Source organism: Mycobacterium conspicuum, assembly GCF_010730195.1.
Lineage (GTDB): Bacteria > Actinomycetota > Actinomycetes > Mycobacteriales > Mycobacteriaceae > Mycobacterium > Mycobacterium conspicuum.
On the sequence record NZ_AP022613.1, the window covers coordinates 463,322 to 479,151 of the forward strand.

The following is a 15,830-nucleotide window of genomic DNA, read 5'->3' on the forward strand; positions in this document are numbered from 1 at the left end:
CACGAAACCTTGTCGACAGCCGGTCGAGCCACCATGGGTGATGTGCGCGTAGCGATCGTCGCCGAGTCCTTCCTCCCCCAAGTCAACGGCGTCAGTAACTCGGTGCTTCGGATCCTCGAGCATCTACGCCGAACAGGCCACGAAGCCCTGGTTATCGCACCCGATAACCCTCCGGGCGAACCCCGGGCGGAACGAATCCATGACGGCATCCGAATTCATCGGGTGCCGTCTCGAATGTTTCCCAAGGTCACCACGCTGCCGCTGGGCCTGCCGGTGCCCGGAATGACCCGCGCGCTGCGCGGATTCGACCCCCATGTGATCCACCTCGCATCGCCGGCGCTGCTCGGCTGGGGCGGGGTGCGGGCTGCTCGCCGTTTGGGTGTGCCGTCGGTGGCGGTGTACCAGACCGACGTCCCGGGGTTCGCGGCCAGCTACGGCATCGGGATCACGACGCGCGCGGCCTGGGCCTGGTTCCGCCACTTGCACAATCTCGCCGACCGCACCCTGGCGCCGTCCACCGCGACAATGGAATCTCTTGTTGCCCACCGTTTTCCACGGGTGCACAAGTGGGCGCGCGGCGTCGACATCCTGCGGTTCGCGCCGTCGGCTCGCGACGAGAAGCTCAGGCGGCGGTGGTCGCCGAACAACAAGCCGATCGTCGGATTCGTCGGGCGGCTGGCGCCGGAGAAGCATGCCGAGCGGCTGCGGGCGCTGGCCGCCAACGACGCGGTTCAGCTCGTCATCGTCGGTGACGGCGTCGATCGGAAGATGCTGCAATCGGCAATGCCCACAGCGGTTTTCACCGGTGCGCTGTACGGCGCCGAGCTCGCCGCGGCGTATGCCAGCATGGACGTTTTCGTGCACACCGGTGAACACGAGACGTTTTGCCAAGTCGTGCAGGAAGCACTGGCGTCGGGGTTGCCGGTGATCGCCCCCGACGCCGGCGGTCCGCGCGACCTGGTAGCCCCCTTCCGCACCGGACTGCTGTTGGGCGTCAACGAGTTTGAGGCGCGGCTGCCCGAGGCCGTCGCCGCGCTGCTGGACGAACGCCAGCGCTACGCGCAAGCCGCGCGGCGCAGCGTGCTCGGCCGCAGCTGGCCGGTCATCTGTGACGAGCTGCTCGGCCACTACGAGGCGGTGCAGTCGCCGCAGGCGCGGGCCCGCACCTCGCTGCGGCGTTACGCGTAGCGCGGCGATTACCCCTGCGCCAGCTCCGCGACCGGCTGCCACTGCTCCCAGTTGCGTAACCGGCTTTCGTAGTCGGCCTTGGCCGTCGCGAGCGCCGAACCCCCGAAGAACACCCGCAGCGGCGGCTCTTCGGCGTCGACCACCTTCAACAGCGCGGCCGCGGATGCGTTGGGGTCGCCCGGTTTAGACCACCGTCGCCCGCGTTCGGCGTCGGTGGCCGCGTGCACTTCGGCGTAGTCGGGCAGGCGCTCGGCGTGCTTGGCCGACGAGCCGCTCCAGTCGGTGGAGTAACCGATCGGTTCGACCAGCGTGACGTGCACACCGAACGGCGCGACCTCCTGGGCCAGCGACTGGGAGAAGCCCTCGAGCGCCCACTTGGACGCGTGGTAGATGCCGACGTTGGGAAACGCGGTGATGCCGCCGATCGAGGACACCTGGATGATGTGCCCACTGCGCTGTTCGCGTAGGTAGGGCAGGGCGGCCTGGGTGATCCACAGCGCGCCGAACACGTTGGTCTCGATCTGGTCGCGCGCCTCTTGCTCGGATAGTTCCTCGACGAACCCGAATTGGCCGTAGCCGGCGTTGTTCACCACAAGGTCCAGCCGGCCGAAGTGATCGTGTGCCCGCTTAACCGCCGCGAAGTCGGCGTCACGATCGGTGACGTCCAGGCGAATGGGCAGCAACGCTCCGTCTTTTGAGCCGTACCGCTCCACCAGATCGTCCAGCGTCGCCGTGTCGCGCGCCGTCGCGGCGACCTTGTCGCCACGCTCCAGCGCCGCGATGGCCCATTGCCGTCCGAATCCGCGTGATGTCCCGGTGATAAACCAAACTTTTTCAGTCACGCCGTTGTGCAACGCATCCGTCGGCGGGTCATTCCCCGATCGGCGTCCTGGTCGTGTCGCGGAGGAATTTCGTCAACAGCCGATCGAACTGGTGCAGTTCGGCCGCCGACCAGTCCGACAGCGCGCGCGCCAGATGATTCCTGCGCACCTCGTGCAGTGCTTGCGCGGCGCGGGCGCCGGCCGCCGTGGTCTCGATGACCGCGACGCGCCCGTCGCTGGGATCGGCGCGGCGTGCGACGAGCCCGGCGTCCGCTAGGGCTTGCACGCGGCGCGTGGTCATCCCGACGTCCATGTGGGCCAGGCGTGCCAGTTGCCCCATCGGCAGTGGGCCCTCGTCAACCAGCACGCGCAGCAAGGCGTATGAGGGCTGGGATAACTCGGTTTCGTCGGCTTGGCCGGCCTGTCGAGCTTGCCGGGCGAACGCCGAACGGCTCACACTGAGCCGCACGATGCGCGCGAGCGTGGCGCTGATGGAATCCACCGAATCCAGCTTGCGTATCGACGTCACGATCGCCCCCGCCGAAGACCATCGACACAGGCCCCGACCATCCGGTCGTCGTCGTCATCGGCCAACGGGGGCAGCACCACCGCGTCGGCGATGCCCTCGAACTTCGCCCGAAGGAGCTCCGGCAGTTCGTCATACCGTCCGCACGTCAGGAGTTCATCGAGCACGAGATCGCTGAGTACCGTGGGCAATTCGTCCCATCGCTGTTCCTTCGTCAGGGCGCGGAGGCGCTCGACCATTTCGGTCCAGCCGCGCCGCTTGAGCGCCGGCGCATACGCCGGGGTGGACAGCAGGAAGGCCAGCATGCGGCGTTGTCGTTCCCGTTCCCGCGCGACGTCCGCGTCGGAATTGCCGGTGGCGATCGCGGTCGAGACGACGACGGACGGCCGGTCGTCGCGCCCGCTGTGCTGGGCTCCGCGTCGCAGCGCCGGGCACACCACGTCGCGCAGATACGCCGGGTCGGAGTTGGTGGAATGCGTCACCACCCCGCGGGTGGCCCGGGCGGCAAGCTCGCACATGCCGGCGTTGACCGCACCCAGCCAGATACGGGGTGGCTCAATGTCTTTGGGACCCGGATTGAAATAGGGCTGCAGGCGGGTGACCCGGTAGACGTCGCCTTCGTAGCGCACGCCCTGCCCAGTGCGGAACGCCTCAAAGAGCTCTTTCAGGACCGCGATGTATTCGGTCATGCGCGCCCGCGGCTCGGTCCAGGGCATGCCGAAGCGGTCCGCGATGTTCTGCCGGATCTGAGTCCCCAGGCCCAGCTCAAATCGCCCGCCGGACAGGATCGCCAGGTCCCAGGCGGTATAGGCCACCAGCGTCGGGCTGCGCACGAACGCCAACGTCACCGCGGTCCGCACCACGATGCGGGTGCTGTGCTCGACCGCAAGCAACGCCACGGCCATCGAGTCGTGAATGGTCTCGGCGATGTGCACGCCGTCGAATCCCAACCGTTCCACGCGGCGGGTGTAGGCCGGCACCGCGGCCAGCGGAAGCTCGGGCGCCATCGCGGCGAAGACCTGCATGAGTCCGAAGGTAGCCACAGGTACTTGACATAGTCAAGAAAATGCCGATAGCTTGGCCGCGGTGCGTCGAGGAGAACTCATGCAGGCAACGCGTTTCTATTTCGACTGGTCCAACTACCGAACCATGCTTCGGCTGCTGCGCCGGGACCCGCCGGCGTCGGCGCGCTGGAAACGCTACTTTGGCTTCCTGGTCGGGGTGCCGGCCGTCGCGGCGATCCACGCGCTGTGCTTCGCGCTCGATCCCATCCTGTTTCCGTCGTTGCGCCGCACGCGGGTGATCGCGCCGACGTTCTGCATCGGGCACGCCCGCAGCGGCACCACCTACCTGCACCGGCTGATGGCCGCCGACCCGCAGTTCAGCTACCCGGTGATGTACGAGTTGTTCTTCCCGTCGCTACTGGAAAAGCGCATGCTGCGCTTGCTGTTTCGTGTCGATGCCGCAACGGGAAGCCGGCTGCGGCGCCGGCTCGACGCCATCGAGGAGGCGCGGTTCGCGCCGACCGAAGACATGCACAAGACCGGATTCTTCGTCCCGGAAGAGGACGACGCGTTTCTGACCTGGTCGCTGTGTTCGGGGTTCTGGATCCTGATGTTCCCGTTCATGGGCGAGCTCGACTTCTACTATGTCGACGAGTGGCCGCCACGCAAACGGCGACGGGCCATGGATTTCTACAAGGAATGCGTTCGGCGCCAAATCGCCGCCAACGGCGGCGGGACACACCTGAGCAAGAACCCCACCTTCTGCGGTCGCGTCGAAGCGCTGATCGAGACGTTCCCGGACGCGAGAATCGTTGTGCCCATGCGCAATCCCTACGAGACGATCCCGAGTCTGCTCAAGATGCTGCAGGTCGAGTGGGGCCTGCGCGGCCGTGACGTGCGGTTGATCGCCAAGTCGTTGCGGGTGCTGGCCGACCAGTCGATCGACTCCTACCAGCGTCCGCTGGACGTTTTGGCCAAACACCCCGAGGTGCGGTCCAGCGTCGTCGACTATCGCGAACTGATCGCTAAACCCGATGTCACGATGCGCCGGATCTATGACGAGTTGGACCTCGACGTAACCCCGCCGGCTGCCGAGGCATTCGACTCGGCGGCCGCGCGCGGCGGCCATGAATCCGATCACCGTTACAGCCTCGAGGAATTCGGCCTGGACGCCCACGAGATCCGTGCCCGGTTGGCGAGCCTGTTCGACGAATACCATTGGGAGACAGAAGGAGACGACGCCCGTGTCCAATGAAAGCCCAGCGGAAAGTCTGCGCGCGGCCTGGGCCGACCTGCTCGACGCGCTGAACCGGGCCCGCGACGCCGTCGACTCGTCCGACCTGCACGCTCCGCCCGTCTCCGCCTTGGGACTCGCCGAGGGCTACCGCTACCTGCTGGGCTTCGTGTTCAGCGGCATCGAACGTGCCTTCTTCGAAGATCCCGACTACCCCTACTTCCGGCGGGCCATCCAACCGCAGGACAAGGCGACCATCGACAACGCCGACGCGCTGTATCTCTCGGCGGCGATCGACGGCGCCAAGACGTACCGGGTGCGTGGCCGGCTGGTCGGTCCGAAAGCGCCGCAGTACATCATCTTTGAAGCACACAGCGTCTATGCCGGAGACACCGGCAGCCTCGCCGAGCTCGGGCCCGGCGGGCGCGTGATCACCGGGTTGCTGGACACCTCCGAGCTCGCGGTCGACGACGACGGCCTTTTCGAGATCCTGCTGGCCCCGCAACGGCCGGCGGATTGCCGCGGAAACTTCATCGCCACCGCCGACGGCGACGCGACCGCGCGATTCCTGGTCGCCCGCATGCTCTTTCACGACTGGGAACACGAAGTGGCACCCGATCTGCACATCGCCCAGATCGGCAAGGAGGGCACCCATCCCGCACCAAGCGATCCCACGACCGCGGCGGAAAACATCCGTCGCGTCGGCACGATCGTCGAAAACCAGATGCGGTTCTGGAATGAGTTCTACGACGTCATCCTCGAGGCGCACGGCGACAAGAACGGCGACGGGTTCACCCTCATGCCCCGCAACGACCTCAACCAGCCCGCCCTGGCCAACCTGGCGACCGGCGGCGGCCAAAGCACCAACGTGTTCTGCGGCGGCGTCTTCGATCTGGAGCCCGACGAGGCCCTGCTCATCGAGGTCGTCGTCCCAATACCGCCCGCCTACACGGGTTTCCACCTGTCCAATCTGTGGGGCGAGTCACTGGACTACGCCAACCACACCAGCAGCCTCAACGGATTTCAGGCCGAACCGGACCCCGACGGAACCGTGCGCTATGTGGTCGCCGAGACCGACCCGGGCGTGCCCAACTGGCTCGACACCGCCGGGCACCGCAACGGGTTCCTCACGCTGCGGTGGACGTATCCGGCGGCGCCCGCCGAATTGCCGAAGGCAACGGTGACCAAGCTGCCCGTCGCGCGCGTGCGCGAGCAGCTGCCCGCCACCACCCGCGTCGTCTCCGGCGAGGAACGCCGCGAGCAAATCCGGATCCGGCAAGAACACGTCCAGCGCAGGTACCGGCAGTACTGACCCGGTAGCGTCAAACACATGAATCGCGCCGCCCTGGACAAGGATCCCCGGGATGTCGCATCGATGTTCGACGGTGTCGCCCGCCGGTATGACCTGACCAACACGGTGCTGTCGCTGGGCCGGGATCGGCACTGGCGGCGCGCCACCCGCTCGGCGCTGCGGCTCGGACCTGGAGACAAGGTGCTGGACCTGGCCGCGGGCACCGCGGTTTCCACGGTGGAGCTGGCCAAGTCCGGGGCCTGGTGTGTGGCCGCCGACTTCTCGGTCGGGATGCTCGGCGCCGGTGCGGCGCGCAAGGTGCCCAAGGTCGCCGGTGACGCCACCCGGCTGCCGTTCGCCGACGGGGCATTCGACGCCGTCACGATCAGTTTCGGGTTGCGCAACGTCGCCGACCCGCTGGCGGGCCTGCGTGAGATGGCCCGCGTCACCCGCCCCGGCGGCCGGCTGGTGGTGTGCGAATTCTCCACGCCCACCAACGCGCTGTTCGCCACCGCGTACAAGGAGTACCTGATGCGGGCGTTGCCGCGGGTGGCGCGGGCGGTGTCCAGCAACCCGGACGCCTACGTCTACCTCGCCGAGTCGATCAGAGCGTGGCCCGACCAGCCGACGCTGGCACACCAGATCTCGGCGGCGGGGTGGTCAGCGGTGCGGTGGCGCAATCTGACCGGCGGCATCGTGGCGTTGCACGCCGGCTACAAGCCCGCCTAGTGGGCGCCGGCGGACTGGATGAAGCCGACCTGGTCGGGGCAGTAGTGGTCGATCGCGGCGCCCAGGAACTGGAATGCCTGACCCTGCGTGGTCCCCAGGGCCAGGTTGCGCTGGATGAACGTGGCCGAGGCGTAGGGGCTGTGGTCCACGCCCCGGGTGATCCGCTCGCAGGTGATCTTGCCCAGCCACGCGGTTTGGTCCTGCGGACCGTAGATGCCGTAGGTGTGCAGCTGGGCGTTGAACGGGGCGTCGTAGTCGTCGGCCTGCGCGGGTGCGGCCAAGGCGATTGCGGCTGCTGCCATGGCCACACTGGCAGCGAGGTTCGTCCCCTTCATTAGCCGGACTATACACCTCATTCCAGGTGCGCCGACAGTAACCAGCCGCCGATCGAGACCAGGCCATCGGCTTCTTCGCGGACCTGCGCGCCGGGCATGGCGAAAAAGTCCTGCCGCGCCTGTCTCGGTATCGCGGCGTGCAGGCGGGCCGGCCGGATCTCGTCCACGACCCAGTACTGGGACACCACGGCGCGCAGATCGTTTTCGGTGACCGCGTTGATCGGGCCCTCGGGCACCGCGGCCTTGTCGAAGATGAGGGCGAAGTAGGACGCACCCGGGGCCGCGGCCCGCACGATCGATCGCTGGTAGCCGTCACGGGCCTCGACCGGAATCGAGTGGAACAACGTCGAGTCGACGATGGTGCCGAACCGGCCGTCATATCCGGAGAAATCGCTGATGTCGGCGACCTCGAAGCTGGCGTTGCTCAGGCCGCGCTTCGCGGCGTCACGCCGCGCCAGCTCGATGGCGGTCGGCGACAGGTCCAGCCCGACGGTGGTGTAGCCCAACTCGGCCAGATGCAGCGAGATGGCGGCTTCCCCGCAGCCCACGTCCAGCACCTCGCCGTGAAACTTGCCCTGCTCGATCAGGGCGGCCAGCTCGGGCTGTGGTCTGCCGATGCTCCACGGCGGTCGCACACCCTTGCCAATCTGCTCGGACTCACCGCGATACGCCGATTCGAATTGGAAGTCTGTCTCAGTCATGCCCAAGATATATCAATCAGCCTGATATATGTCAACCAACTTGATGCTTGGCGGGCTCAGCCGAACGGCGGCCGGCGATCCAGCAGCCGTGACGCCCGGCCGCCGCCGCGCCATGCCCGCGCCACCCAGTCCGCGTCGTCGTCGGTGACCAGGTTCGCCATCACCCGCACGGCGATCGTCATCAACGTGCGGGAGCGCATCGCGATCGGCCCCGTCGCCGGCAGGAACCGCTGGAAGGTCAACAACAGCGCGAGCCGGCGCGCGACCGAAAACCCGCGGCCGTAGTGCTGCTGCAGCACCGACGGCCAGGTGTGCGACAGATCGCGCGCGCCCAGCAGCTCGACAGCGAGCCGCCCGGTCTCCAGCCCGTAGTCGATGCCCTCGCCGTTGAGCGGGTTGACGCAGGCCGCGGCGTCGCCGATCAGCATCCAGTTCGGGCCGGCCACCCCGGACACCGCGCCGCCCATCGGCAGCAGGGCCGACGACACCGCGCGCGGTGCACCGTCAAAGCCCCATTCGTCGCGGCGCAGGTCGGTGTAATAGGAGATCAGCGGCCGCAGCGCCAGGTCGGCCGGGCGCTTCGAGGTCGCCAACGCCCCGACGCCGATGTTCACCTCGCCGTTGCCCAGCGGGAAAATCCAGCCGTAGCCGGGCAACACGGCGCCGTCGGGGGAGCGCAGTTCCAGATGCGACGTCAGCCAGGGCTCGTCGCCGCGCTCGGTGCTCAGATAGCCGCGGGCCGCGACGCCGTACGCCGTCTCCTGATGCCAGCGCCGGCCCAGCTTGCGACCCAGTGAGGACCGGGCCCCGTCGGCGACGATCAGCTGGCGGCAGCCGACCTCCTGGACAGATCCGCCGTCGGCCAGGGTCAGCGATACCACGCGGCGGGATGAATCATGGTGCACATCAACGGCTTTGGTGCCCAGTAGCATGCGTGCCCCGGACTCTTCGGCGACCTTGCGGATCCGGTCGTCCAGCTCGGTGCGGGCCACGGCGCTGCCGGTGGACGGGAACGACGGCCCGGGCCAGTCGACTTCGAGCTCGCCGCCGAAGCCGCTCATCCGCAGGCCCCGGTGCCGGATGCGGGTGTCCAGCCAGTCGCGCAGCCCCAGCCGTTCCAGCTCGGCCACCGCGCGCGGCGTCAACCCGTCGCCGCAGGCCTTGTCGCGGGGGAAGGTGGCCGAGTCGATGACGAGGACGTCGACGCCGGCGCGGGCCGCCCAGGCGGCCGCGGCCGATCCCGCGGGGCCCGCGCCCACGACCACCAGGTCGGCAGTGGTTTCCACGCTTCCCAGTATGTTGGTCGGGTGAGGACTCCGGCGACGGTGGTAGCGGGCGTCGACTTCGGCGACGCCGAGTTCGCCGCGACCGTGCGGGACGGGGTCGCGCGGGTCGAGCAGCTGATGGACACCGAGCTGCGCGGCGCCGACGAGGTGATGACCGATTCTCTGCTGCACCTGTTCTTGGCCGGCGGCAAGCGGTTTCGTCCGCTGTTCACGGTGTTAGCCGCCCAGATCGGGCCGCGGCCGGACGCCTGGGAGGTGACGACGGCCGCCGCCGTCATCGAGATGGTGCATCTGGCCACCCTGTACCACGACGACGTGATGGACGAGGCGGCCGTGCGCCGCGGCGCGCCCAGCGCCAACGCGCGCTGGGGCAACAACGTCGCGATCCTGGCCGGCGACTATCTGTTCGCCACGGCATCACGCCTGGTGTCGCGGCTGGGACCGGAGGCGGTGCGGCTGATCGCCGAGACGTTCGCCCTGCTGGTGACCGGGCAGATGCGCGAGACCCGCGGCTTAACCGGAGAAGCCGGGGGTGCCGATCCCGTCGAGCACTACCTGAAGGTGGTGCACGAGAAGACGGGCTGCCTGATCGGTGCGGCCGGCCGGTTCGGCGCGCTGTTCTCCGGCGCCGACGACGAGCAGGTCGAGCGGCTGGACCGGCTGGGCGACCTGGTCGGAACCGCGTTTCAGATCTCCGACGACATCATCGACATCGGAAGCGAGTCCGAGGAGTCGGGCAAGGTGCCCGGCACCGACCTGCGCGAAGGCGTGCACACGCTGCCGATGCTCTACGCGCTGGCCGAGCCCGGGCCCGACGGCGCGCGGCTGCGCGAGCTGCTGGCCGGGCCGATCACCGACGACGCGGAGGTCCTCGAGGCGCTCACGCTGCTGCGTGCGTCGCCGGGGATGGCGAAGGCCAAGGACGTCCTGGCCCAGTACGCGGCCCAGGCTCGTCACGAGCTGGACCTGCTGCCCGACGTCCCCGGCCGGCGCGCGCTTGCCGCCCTGGTCGACTACACCATCAGCCGGCACGGCTAGCCGCGCGTCGTGGAACCCGGGCGGCCATTCCGGGCGTTCAATAATTTGTAGTCAGCTTCGTAGGAGGGCACCGCATGACCTGGCATCCGCATGCCAACGGCCTGAAGACCTTTCTTCTGTTGGCGGGTATGTCCGCATTCATCGTCTTCGTCGGGGCGCTGTTCGGCCGGACGGCGCTGTTCTTCGCGGTGCTGTTCGCCGTCGGGATGAACGTCTACACGTACTTCAACAGCGACAAGCTGGCGCTGCGGGCGATGCACGCGCAGCCGGTTTCCGAGGTGCAGGCGCCGGTGATGTATCGGATCGTGCGCGAGCTGGCCACCGCCGCGCACCAGCCGATGCCGCGGCTGTTCATTTCCGACACCAACGCGCCGAACGCGTTCGCCACCGGCCGCAACCCGCGCAACGCCGCGGTGTGCTGCACCACCGGCATCCTGGACATCCTCAACGAGCGCGAGCTGCGCGCGGTGCTCGGACACGAGCTGTCGCATGTCTACAACCGCGACATCCTGATCTCCTGTGTCGCCGGCGCGTTGGCGGGGGTGATCACCGCCTTGTCCTACGTAGCGATGTTCTTCGGTGGTGACCGCGATGGCGACGCGAATCCCTTTGCGCTGCTGCTAGTTTCGTTGCTGGGTCCGATCGCCGCCACCGTCGTGCGAATGGCGGTCTCGCGCTCCCGCGAGTACCAGGCGGACGAATCGGGCGCGATGCTGACCGGTGACCCGCTCGCGCTGGCGTCGGCGCTGCGCAAGATTTCCGGCGGTGTGCAGGCCGCCCCGCTGCCGCCGGAGCCGCAGCTGGCCAGCCAGGCGCACCTGATGATCGCCAACCCGTTCCGTGCGGGGGAGCGGATCGGTTCGATGTTCTCGACGCACCCGCCGATCGAGGACCGCATTGCCCGGCTGGAGGCCATGGCGCGCGGTTAAAGCGCTGGTCAGGCCGGGGGGACGGCCCGAGCCTTCCGGTACAGATTCGCCAGGTTCAGCAGTGAGGGCAACAGGATCCCGTCCACCCCGGCCTTTTGCTCCTGGGGCACGTTTTGGGTCTCGAAATCCAACTTGGTGAGCGACTGCTGGATCTGGGTGAACCGCTGATTGCGCTGGGCCGGGCTGAGGCTGTCCCAGGCCGCGTCGAGGTCGGCGATTTGCCGCCGGACGTCTTCAGCGTCGGATTGGGGGCTCAGGGGCACGGACGGCTGCAGGTGCGTCGGCGCGGGTTGCGTCGCCACGTCCGCCTGCGCGGGACTGGCCGTCACCAGCGTGCCGGCGGCCAGGCCGGCGATCGCAAACATTGTGATTTTCATCGGTAATTCTCTTCTGCGGTTGTGCTGGCCTGCCCGGCATTGGCCGGGGGCAGGTCAGAACGGCGCCGCCCCCGGCCACTCCACGCAAGACCGGTTCACCACCGAGGTTGCCGTACACCGCTTGCGAAATTCTTGCGTCGCGGACCGCTTAAGCCGGGGCCCGGCCTGCGAGTCGACCGGTCTCGACCACACCGTGGATTCGAACCGTGCCGCCCACCGCCTCATACTGTCGCTGCCAATCTGTAATCGCTTGGTGCGCAGCGTGATCGAGGTAGATCGCCGAAACGGTGACCGTTACAGTCCGGCCGGTGGGGATGGAGGCCAGCACCCGGGTCAGCCGGGGCAGCGCGAGAAAGGTGCACGCGCCCTCAACCGTGACGTGCCATTGGTCGTCCACCGGATGCGCCTCGACTTTGGCGCGGAGCACCCGCCACCCGGTCAACGTGATGGCCAAGGCGAGTCCGATCATGACGCCGTGCAACAGGTTGAGGAAGATCACGCTCACCGCGGTGACGAGGTAGACGGCGAGATCCCCATGCTTCATTGCGGTTTCGATGTGCGCCGGCTGCAGCAGCTGAACCCCGATGACGATGAGCAAGCCGGCGAGCGCCGCGGCGGGGATCTCTTCGACCAGCTCGGCGAAGGGAAGGGTGAACAGCAGAATCCAGATACCGTGCAGGATCGACGACGCCTTCGATTTCGCGCCCGCGTTGACATTGGTTGAGCTGCGCACGATTACGCCGGTAATGGGCAGCCCGCCAATGCTTCCGGAGACGATGTTGGCGGCACCCTGGCCGATCAACTCGCGGTTGAAGTCGGTGCGTGGTCCGTTGTGCATCCGGTCGACTGAAACCGCGGACAGCAAGCTCTCGACGCTGGCGATCAGCGCCACGGTGATGACGCCCACCGCCACGGCGCCCCACTGGCCGTCGGGAATCTCGGGTAGCTGCAAGGCATCTAGCGGAGAGCCGTCGAGTTCGATCCGCCGCACCTGGAACGGGAAGACCACCGAGAAAATGGTCACCCCGACGATCGCGACAAGGGGACCCGGAATGCGGGCCAGCCTAGCCGGCGCCCAGCGCCAGGCGATCAGAATGGCGATCACCATGACGCCAAGGAGGACACCGGGCCGGTGCGCACCGACGACCTGACCCGGCAGCTCAATGAGGTTGTGCCAGGCCGTGCTTTTGGACTTGCCGCCCAGCAATACGTGCGTCTGTTGGAGCGCGATGGTGATTCCGATGCCGGCCAGCATGGCGTGCACAACCACGGGTGAGATGGCCAGCGCGGCCCGCGCAACACGGCTGAGCCCCAACGCAACTTGCAGCACACCGGCGGCCACGGTGATGAAACACGTGACCGCCCAACCAAAATTGGAGATGAGATCGGCCATGACCACAGTCAGGCCGGCGGCGGGGCCGCTGACCTGCAGCGGTGACCCGCCGATCGCTCCGGCGATGACGCCGCCCACGATGGCGGCGATCAGGCCGGCGAGCACCGGGGCGTTGGAGGCGATCGCTATCCCCAGCGATAACGGAAGTGCGACAAGGAAAACCACCAGCGATGCCGGCAGGTCGTAGCGCAGAATTGAGCGCAGTTTTGCTGGGCGCTGCATGCTGGCTCCCTCGTCAGGTTGTCCCGGGGGGCGTTACGTCGACGTAACTAGTTGGCGCACAGGTGATTACGGCACGACTATTCGCCCCCGGCACGCCTGGCCGCTTGGTTCGACGGTATTGGTGCTCAGCGGCACAGGTCAAGCTGACGAGCCGGGTGCATACAGAACGCAAAGATTTAAAACCCGGAGCCGTGCACCTCGTGCCCCGGAACCTCGGCAATCAGGCCCCGATAGGCTTCCTCGACGTTGGAGCCGTGGTTGATCACCGCGTCCACCTCGCGTGCGATGGGCATATTCAGGCCAAACTCATTGGCGAACTCCATGATCACGCTCGCGGCCTTCACACCTTCGGCGACCTGGTTCATCGACGCAATGATCTCGTCGATCGACTTGCCCGCGCCAAGCTGCTCGCCGACGTGGCGGTTGCGGCTGCGCTGGCTGGTGCAGGTGACGATGAGGTCGCCCAATCCCGCCAGTCCGGGGAAGGTTTCGCTCTGCCCGCCCAGCGCCACGCCGAGCTTCGTCATCTCGCGCAACGCACGCGCGATCACCAGTGCGCGGGTGTTTTCGCCGATGCCGAGCGAGTAGCCCATCCCGACCGCGATCGCATAGACGTTCTTGAGCGCACCCGCCATCTCGACGCCGATGACGTCGTCGGTGGTGTAGACGCGGAAGCGCCGGGTGCGGAACATCGCCGCCAGCCGGGTGGCCAGGTGCTGGTCGGGCATCGCCAGCACCGCCGCGGCCGCGTAGCCCTCGCCGACCTCTCGGGCGATGTTCGGCCCGGCCAGGATGCCGGCCGGGTGGCCCGGCAGGACCTCCTCGACGATCTGCGACATGCGCATGTTGGTGCCCTGCTCAAGCCCCTTCACCAGCGACACCACCGGCACCCAGGGCCGCAATTCCTTGCCCAACTCGGTGAGCACGCCGCGGAAACCATGTGAGGGCACTCCCATGATGACGACGTCGGCGCAGTTGGCGGCCTCGGCGAAGTCGGTGGTGGCGCGCAGCGTGTCGCTCAGGATGACGTCGTTACCCAGGTAGCGGCTGTTGCGGTGGTTTTCGTTGATGTCCTTGGCAGTCGCATCGGACCGCACCCACTGCAGCGTCGGCCCGCGGCGTGCGCAGATGGACGCCACGGTGGTACCCCAGGATCCGCCACCGAGGACAACGACATTGGGTTCGCGCTTCTCCGCTGACATGGGACCCAGCGTATTGCCGAAACCGGAGATTTAGTAGGTGTTCATCACCCCGCCACGCGGGCCCGCTCGCGCGCTCGGCCGAACACCATCGACTCCTCGATGCGGTCGAACCGGTAGTCGATGGCGTCGGCGAGGTAGTTCTGCCGCACGTTCCACGGCCGCTTGGTGCCCGACTTGGGCAACGCGTGCAACGAGCGCTTCACGTAGTTGGCGTGAATGTCCCAGGACGGCTTTTCGGCCATCGGCCCGCCGCGGCGGTGCGGGTAGGCGTGCGTGTAGCCGTGAGAGGCCATGTGCGTCAGCAGTTTTGCCGTGGCCCGAGCGGTGATGTCGGCGCGCAGCGTCCAGGACGCTTTCGTGTAGCCCACACACCAGAACAGGTTGGGCACGTCCTCGAGCATGTGCGCCTTGTAGACGAAGCGGTCGCAGGGATTGATCTCGACGCCGTCGAGGCTGATCTTGGTCCCGCCCAGTGCCTGCAACTGCAAGCCCGTCGCGGTGACGATGATGTCGGCGTCGAGGTGGTTGCCGGATTCGAGTGTGATGCCGGTGGCGTCGAAATGGTCGATGTGGTCGGTGACCACCTCGGCGCGGCCCTCGCGGATCGCGGTGTACAGGTCGCCGTCGGGGATCAAACACATCCGCTGGTCCCACGGGTTGTAGCGGGGCTTGAAGTGGGTGTCGACGTCATAGCCGTCGGGCAGTTTCTTGATCGCCCGATACCGCAGCGCCCATTTCACCACCGCGGGCACCTTGTGGGACACGAAGACGAACACCGTCTCGGTCATCGCGGTGTACATCCGGATAAGCAAGTGGGAAGCCTTGCGGGGCAAGAGTTTCCGCGACACCGCGGCTAGTTTGCCGTATTTGGACGCCGCCACCATGTAGGTCGGTGAGCGTTGCAGCATCGTCACCTTGGCGGCGCGGTCGGTCAGCGACGGGATCAGTGTGGCCGCAGTGGCCCCGCTGCCGATCACCACGATCTTCTTGCCGCTGTAGTCCAGGTCTTCCGGCCAGTGCTGCGGGTGGATGACGGTGCCGCCGAATTGCTCGGTGCCGGGGAAGTCGGGGGTGTAGCCCTCGTCGTAGTTGTAGTAGCCGCTGCCGAAGAACAGAAAGCGGCTGCGATAGAACCTGCGCGTGCCGTTCTGTTCGACGGTGACCGTCCAGGTGTCGGTGGCCGAATCCCAGTCCGCCGAGCGGACGTAGCTGTTGAACTCGATGTGGCGGTCGATGCCGTATTTGTGCGCGGTGTCCGTCAGGTACTCGCGGATGTGCTCGCCGTCGGCGACGCCCTCCCTGCGGGTCCACGGCTCCCACGGAAAGGACAGCGTGAACATGCTGCTGTCCGAGCGCACCCCGGGGTAGCGGAACAAATCCCACGTGCCGCCGATGCGTGCCCGCCGCTCCACGATTTTGTAGGTCAGGTGCGGATTGCGCTCACTGAGCCGGTAGGCCGCGCCCAGGCCGGAGATCCCGGCGCCGACGATGAGGACATCGACGTCGGTGTCGATATCTTGCTGGATAGTCACGCCCACTACATTAAGCACCCAC

General features: G+C 67.4%; 16 protein-coding genes. 6 read left to right on the top strand and 10 right to left on the bottom strand.

The features are described from left to right. The first annotated feature begins 42 nt into the window (after nucleotides 1–42). Nucleotides 43–1,188 (top strand): glycosyltransferase family 4 protein, encoded by a 1,146-nt coding sequence (locus G6N66_RS02230; RefSeq protein WP_085235707.1) that lies wholly within the window; start codon nucleotides 43–45, stop codon nucleotides 1,186–1,188. Between the two features lie 8 nt (nucleotides 1,189–1,196). Here G6N66_RS02230 and G6N66_RS02235 read toward each other — a convergent pair whose 3' ends face one another. Genes G6N66_RS02235 through G6N66_RS02245 form a run of 3 tightly spaced genes read right to left on the bottom strand, consistent with a single transcriptional unit; the run spans nucleotide 1,197 to nucleotide 3,560 of the window. Beyond that, complete coding sequence (locus tag G6N66_RS02235; protein WP_085235706.1) at nucleotides 1,197–2,030, bottom strand: SDR family oxidoreductase; 834 nt, start codon at nucleotides 2,028–2,030, stop codon at nucleotides 1,197–1,199. Between the two features lie 28 nt (nucleotides 2,031–2,058). Then, nucleotides 2,059–2,538 carry a MarR family winged helix-turn-helix transcriptional regulator gene (locus G6N66_RS02240; protein ID WP_085235538.1) on the bottom strand — a complete coding sequence of 160 codons (480 nt, stop codon included), beginning with the start codon at nucleotides 2,536–2,538 and terminating at the stop codon, nucleotides 2,059–2,061. Then, the gene (locus tag G6N66_RS02245; RefSeq protein ID WP_085235537.1) at nucleotides 2,535–3,560 is read right to left on the bottom strand and encodes a TIGR03617 family F420-dependent LLM class oxidoreductase; all 1,026 of its coding nucleotides are present in this window, start codon (nucleotides 3,558–3,560) and stop codon (nucleotides 2,535–2,537) included. The genes G6N66_RS02240 and G6N66_RS02245 overlap by 4 nt, the downstream gene beginning before the upstream one ends. A gap of 79 nt (nucleotides 3,561–3,639) precedes the next feature. Between G6N66_RS02245 and G6N66_RS02250 the strand changes: the two genes are divergently transcribed. The 3 genes from G6N66_RS02250 to G6N66_RS02260 are packed head-to-tail and all read left to right on the top strand — an operon-like array spanning nucleotide 3,640 to nucleotide 6,793. Further along, a complete protein-coding gene (locus G6N66_RS02250; protein WP_085235536.1) occupies nucleotides 3,640–4,794 on the top strand; it encodes a sulfotransferase family protein in 1,155 nt (384 codons plus the stop codon). After that, nucleotides 4,784–6,085, top strand: a complete 1,302-nt coding sequence (locus tag G6N66_RS02255) for a DUF1214 domain-containing protein (protein ID WP_085235535.1) — start codon at nucleotides 4,784–4,786, stop codon at nucleotides 6,083–6,085. Before G6N66_RS02250 ends, G6N66_RS02255 begins: the two co-directional genes overlap by 11 nt. A gap of 18 nt (nucleotides 6,086–6,103) precedes the next feature. Beyond that, nucleotides 6,104–6,793, top strand: coding sequence for a demethylmenaquinone methyltransferase (locus G6N66_RS02260; protein ID WP_085235534.1), 690 nt, complete (start codon nucleotides 6,104–6,106; stop codon nucleotides 6,791–6,793). On the opposite strand, the gene G6N66_RS02265 is transcribed toward G6N66_RS02260, so the two are convergent. From G6N66_RS02265 to menJ, 3 genes are read right to left on the bottom strand one after another with little or no spacing between them, the layout of a single operon-like run. Continuing rightward, nucleotides 6,790–7,128: a DUF732 domain-containing protein gene (locus tag G6N66_RS02265; protein ID WP_085235533.1), complete on the bottom strand. Its 339-nt coding sequence runs from the start codon at nucleotides 7,126–7,128 to the stop codon at nucleotides 6,790–6,792. The genes G6N66_RS02260 and G6N66_RS02265 overlap by 4 nt on opposite strands. Nucleotides 7,129–7,145: 17 nt before the next feature. Further along, nucleotides 7,146–7,829: a class I SAM-dependent methyltransferase gene (locus G6N66_RS02270; protein ID WP_085235532.1), complete on the bottom strand. Its 684-nt coding sequence runs from the start codon at nucleotides 7,827–7,829 to the stop codon at nucleotides 7,146–7,148. A 56-nt stretch (nucleotides 7,830–7,885) separates the two neighbouring features. Further along, the gene (menJ, locus tag G6N66_RS02275; RefSeq protein ID WP_232079446.1) at nucleotides 7,886–9,124 is read right to left on the bottom strand and encodes a menaquinone reductase; all 1,239 of its coding nucleotides are present in this window, start codon (nucleotides 9,122–9,124) and stop codon (nucleotides 7,886–7,888) included. Nucleotides 9,125–9,136: 12 nt separating this feature from the next. Here menJ and grcC1 point away from each other — a divergent pair, with 12 nt between their 5' ends. Both grcC1 and htpX read left to right on the top strand, forming a co-directional pair. Beyond that, nucleotides 9,137–10,153 carry a nonaprenyl/(2E,6E)-farnesyl/geranylgeranyl diphosphat synthase gene (gene grcC1 / locus G6N66_RS02280; RefSeq protein ID WP_085235531.1) on the top strand — a complete coding sequence of 339 codons (1,017 nt, stop codon included), beginning with the start codon at nucleotides 9,137–9,139 and terminating at the stop codon, nucleotides 10,151–10,153. Between the two features lie 74 nt (nucleotides 10,154–10,227). After that, nucleotides 10,228–11,082, top strand: coding sequence for a zinc metalloprotease HtpX (gene htpX, locus G6N66_RS02285; RefSeq protein ID WP_085235530.1), 855 nt, complete (start codon nucleotides 10,228–10,230; stop codon nucleotides 11,080–11,082). A gap of 8 nt (nucleotides 11,083–11,090) precedes the next feature. On the opposite strand, the gene G6N66_RS02290 is transcribed toward htpX, so the two are convergent. The 4 genes from G6N66_RS02290 to G6N66_RS02305 all read right to left on the bottom strand — a co-directional run bounded on the left by G6N66_RS02290 (nucleotide 11,091) and on the right by G6N66_RS02305 (nucleotide 15,802). Further along, nucleotides 11,091–11,459, bottom strand: a complete 369-nt coding sequence (locus tag G6N66_RS02290; protein ID WP_085235529.1) for a hypothetical protein — start codon at nucleotides 11,457–11,459, stop codon at nucleotides 11,091–11,093. Between the two features lie 148 nt (nucleotides 11,460–11,607). Then, the gene (locus tag G6N66_RS02295) at nucleotides 11,608–13,074 is read right to left on the bottom strand and encodes a SulP family inorganic anion transporter (protein WP_085235528.1); all 1,467 of its coding nucleotides are present in this window, start codon (nucleotides 13,072–13,074) and stop codon (nucleotides 11,608–11,610) included. Nucleotides 13,075–13,250: 176 nt separating this feature from the next. Continuing rightward, a complete protein-coding gene (locus tag G6N66_RS02300; RefSeq protein WP_085235527.1) occupies nucleotides 13,251–14,276 on the bottom strand; it encodes an NAD(P)H-dependent glycerol-3-phosphate dehydrogenase in 1,026 nt (341 codons plus the stop codon). A 44-nt stretch (nucleotides 14,277–14,320) separates the two neighbouring features. Continuing rightward, nucleotides 14,321–15,802 (bottom strand): flavin-containing monooxygenase, encoded by a 1,482-nt coding sequence (locus tag G6N66_RS02305; protein ID WP_139825472.1) that lies wholly within the window; start codon nucleotides 15,800–15,802, stop codon nucleotides 14,321–14,323. Nucleotides 15,803–15,830 lie beyond the last annotated feature (28 nt).

Bases quoted from the DNA above. Each gene is read 5' to 3' on its own strand.
- G6N66_RS02245 (WP_085235537.1), bottom strand. From the start codon at position 3,560: ATGCAGGTCTTCGCCGCGATGGCGCCCGAGCTTCCGCTGGCCGCGGTG.
- G6N66_RS02250 (WP_085235536.1), top strand. From the start codon at position 3,640: ATGCAGGCAACGCGTTTCTATTTCGACTGGTCCAACTACCGAACCATG.
- G6N66_RS02260 (WP_085235534.1), top strand. From the start codon at position 6,104: ATGAATCGCGCCGCCCTGGACAAGGATCCCCGGGATGTCGCATCGATG.
- G6N66_RS02265 (WP_085235533.1), bottom strand. From the start codon at position 7,128: ATGAAGGGGACGAACCTCGCTGCCAGTGTGGCCATGGCAGCAGCCGCA.
- G6N66_RS02270 (WP_085235532.1), bottom strand. From the start codon at position 7,829: ATGACTGAGACAGACTTCCAATTCGAATCGGCGTATCGCGGTGAGTCC.
- htpX (WP_085235530.1), top strand. From the start codon at position 10,228: ATGACCTGGCATCCGCATGCCAACGGCCTGAAGACCTTTCTTCTGTTG.
- G6N66_RS02290 (WP_085235529.1), bottom strand. From the start codon at position 11,459: ATGAAAATCACAATGTTTGCGATCGCCGGCCTGGCCGCCGGCACGCTG.
- G6N66_RS02295 (WP_085235528.1), bottom strand. From the start codon at position 13,074: ATGCAGCGCCCAGCAAAACTGCGCTCAATTCTGCGCTACGACCTGCCG.
- G6N66_RS02300 (WP_085235527.1), bottom strand. From the start codon at position 14,276: ATGTCAGCGGAGAAGCGCGAACCCAATGTCGTTGTCCTCGGTGGCGGA.